General features: G+C 75.2%; 2 protein-coding genes. Both read left to right on the top strand.

What is annotated here, in order from left to right; translation table 11 throughout:
* Positions 1-136 precede the first annotated feature (136 nt).
* Positions 137-1,087 (top strand): 1-phosphofructokinase, encoded by a 951-nt coding sequence (gene pfkB, locus AX737_RS21165; RefSeq protein WP_066924671.1) that lies wholly within the window; start codon positions 137-139, stop codon positions 1,085-1,087.
* Positions 1,088-1,190: 103 nt separating this feature from the next.
* On the top strand, positions 1,191-2,933 hold the full coding sequence (locus AX737_RS21160; RefSeq protein ID WP_066924669.1) for a fructose-specific PTS transporter subunit EIIC: 1,743 nt from the start codon (positions 1,191-1,193) through the stop codon (positions 2,931-2,933).
* The last annotated feature ends 224 nt before the right edge of the window (positions 2,934-3,157 follow it).

Below are 3,157 nucleotides of genomic sequence, written 5' to 3'. Positions count from 1 at the left end.
CCCCGCGCGACCTCGCGGGCGTCAAGGCGCGGCTGCGGGCGGCCGACATGGGCGCGCTGCGCGCGCTCGCCCGCCGGGCCTGCGAGCAGGAGGACGCCGCCGCCGTCCGCGCCCTCGACGATGCGGGAGGCCCCGCGTGAGCCCGATCCTCACCCTCACCCTCAACCCGGCGATCGACCAGACCGTGCGGCTCGACGCGCTGGTGCCGGGCAGCGTGCACCGGGCCCGCGCGGTGCGGTCCCACGCGGGCGGCAAGGGCGTCAACGTCGCCCTCTGCCTCGCCGATTGGGGCCTGCCGGTCGCGGCGAGCGGCGTGCTCGGCTCGGACAACGCCGCGCCCTTCGCGCAGCTGATGGCCGAGCGGGGCATCGACGACCGCTTCCTCCGGATCCCGGGCGAGACCCGGACCAACCTCAAGCTTCTCGACCGGAAGACCGGCGACACCACCGACATCAACCTGCCGGGCCTCGCCGTCTCGCCGGACACGCTCGACGCCGCCCGCGCGGCGCTCATCGACCTCGCGGATGCGGGGAGCCTCGCGGTGCTGGCCGGCAGCCTGCCGGGAACCCTGCCGCCCGAGACCTATCGCGATCTCACGGCGCGGCTGAACGCCCGCGGCGCCCGGGTGGTGCTCGACGCCTCCGGCGGCCCGCTCGCCGCCGCGCTCGCCGGGCCGAGGGATGCGCTGCCCTACGCCGTGAAGCCGAACCGGCACGAGCTGGAGGAATGGGCCGGCCGGCCGCTGCCCGCGCTCGGAGACGTGCTCGACGCCGCCCGGTCCCTGCGCGACCGCGGCATCGCGCTGGTCGCGGTCTCGCTCGGAGCCGAGGGCGCGCTGTTCCTCGGCGAGGCCGGCGCGGTCCACGCCCGACCGCCCGCGACCGCGGTGGCGAGCACGGTCGGGGCGGGCGACGCCCTGGTGGCCGGCCTCGTCGCCAGCCTGCATGAAGGGCTAGCGCTCCCCGATACAGCCCGCCGGGCTCTGGCCTTCGCGGCCGCCAAGCTCGCCCGCGAGGGCGCCGGCCTGCCCCCGCGCCCGGAGGTCGAGGCCATCGCCGCGACGGTTCGGGTGGAGGCGATTGGCTGATGCGATGCGCCCCCCTCCCCCTCTGCGGGGGAGGGAGCGCGCTTTCCGCCACTGACCGGATGTCCTGACGAACAGACCAACACAACCAACCCAGGAGGAAACCATGGCCCCCTTGCTGGCGGTGGTCGGAGGCGCGGACCTCCCCACCCACGCCGTCCTCGCCCTCGAGGCCCTGCGCAAGGCCGCGGGGCGCCGCAACCAGCCGATCGCGCTGGAGCTGCGCGGCACGGGCGGCGGCAATCCCCTGCCGGAGACCGCGATCGGCGAGGCGCGGGCGGTGCTCCTCGTCGGCTCCGGCGATCTCGGCGAGGGCCGGTTCGGCCCGCTCGCCAAGGCGCGGGCCGCGATCGAGGAGGTGCTGACCGATGCGGGCGCCGTGCTCGAGCGGGCGCTGGCGGGCGCGCCCGCGGCCGCATCGTCCGGCCCCGCAAGAATCGTCGCGGTGACCTCCTGCCCGACCGGCATCGCCCACACCTTCATGGCCGCCGAGGGCATCCAGGCGGCCGGCAAGGCGCTCGGCCACGCGGTGCGGGTGGAGACGCAGGGCTCGGTCGGCGCCCGCGACGCGCTGACCGCCGCGGAGATCGCGGCGGCCGACATCGTGCTCATCGCCGCCGACAAGGGCGTCGACCGGGCGCGCTTCGCCGGCAAGCGGGTCTACGCGGCCGGGACCAAGGCGGCGATCCGCGACGGCCGGGGCCTGATCGCGACCGCGCTCGCCGAGGCACGGATGCAGCCGGCGGACGGCGCCGCGGCGACCGGGGATCCGGCGCGGCCCGAGGCGGCGCAGGCCAAGGCCGGCGCCTACAAGCACCTGATGACCGGGGTCTCCTTCATGCTGCCCTTCGTGGTGGCGGGCGGCCTGCTCATCGCGCTGGCCTTCGCAGTCGGCGGCATCGACGCGATGGCGCCGGGCCATGCCGGGACGCTGGGCTACGCGCTGGGCGAGATCGGCGCCAAGGCGGCCTTCGCGCTGATCGTGCCGGCGCTCGCGGGCTACATCGCCTACTCCATCGCCGACCGGCCCGGCATCGCGCCCGGCATGGTCGGCGGGATGCTGGCGGCCAACCTCCAGGCCGGCTTCCTCGGCGGCATCGCGGCGGGCTTCATCGCGGGCTACACGGTGGCCTTTCTCAACCGGCACATCCGCCTGCCCAGGAATCTGGACGGGCTGAAGCCCGTCCTGATCCTGCCGCTGCTGGCCACCGCCATCACCGGCCTGCTGATGATCTACGTGGTGGGCGTGCCGGTGGCGGCGGTCCTCGCGGCGCTGACCGGCTGGCTCAAGGGCATGCAGGGGGCGAGCGCGCTGGTGCTCGGGCTGATCCTCGGCGGCATGATGGCGGTCGACATGGGTGGGCCGATCAACAAGGCGGCCTACGCCTCGGCCGCGGCGCTGCTCTCCTCGGGCGTCGATGCTCCGATGGCCGCGGTGATGCTCGGCGGCATGACCCCGCCCCTCGGGCTCGCCCTCGCCACCCGCCTGTTCCCGGCCCGCTTCACCGCGCCGGAGCGCGAGGCAGGCGGCGCCGCGGCGGTGCTCGGCGCCGCGTTCATCACGGAGGGCGCGATCCCCTTCGCGGCGGCCGACCCGCTGCGGGTGATCCCCGCGATGGTGGCGGGCTCCGCCGCGGCCGGTGCGCTGGCGCTCAGCCTCGGCGTGACGCTGAAGGTGCCCCACGGCGGCCTGTTCGTGCTGCCGATCCCGAACGCGGTGACGAACCTTCCGGGCGCGGTGATCGCTCTCGCCGCCGGCAGCGCGATCACGGCCGTTCTGGTAGGGGCCCTGAAGAAGCGGACCGCCCAAGGCCCGGCGGAAACAGGCGAACAACAGATCTTCAGCTAGAGGCTTCTGGATTTTCCAGTCCCTATCGACTGAAGCCGCCACGCGAAAACACCGCAACCGTCACGAAACCCGGCGCGAGACCGGGAACATGAACAACGCACTCTCCTGGGGGGATGGACCATGATGGGATCGGGCAGGCTCCTGGCCGCTCTCGGCCTCTGCGCCGCGGGCATCGCCGGATACGCGACGGACGCGCGGGCGCAGACCGCGCCGACGGCGGGGGG

The organism is Methylobacterium sp. CCH5-D2, from assembly GCF_001556475.1.
Lineage (GTDB): Bacteria > Pseudomonadota > Alphaproteobacteria > Rhizobiales > Beijerinckiaceae > Methylobacterium > Methylobacterium hispanicum.
This window is presented reverse-complemented; position numbering and strand designations above follow the sequence as displayed.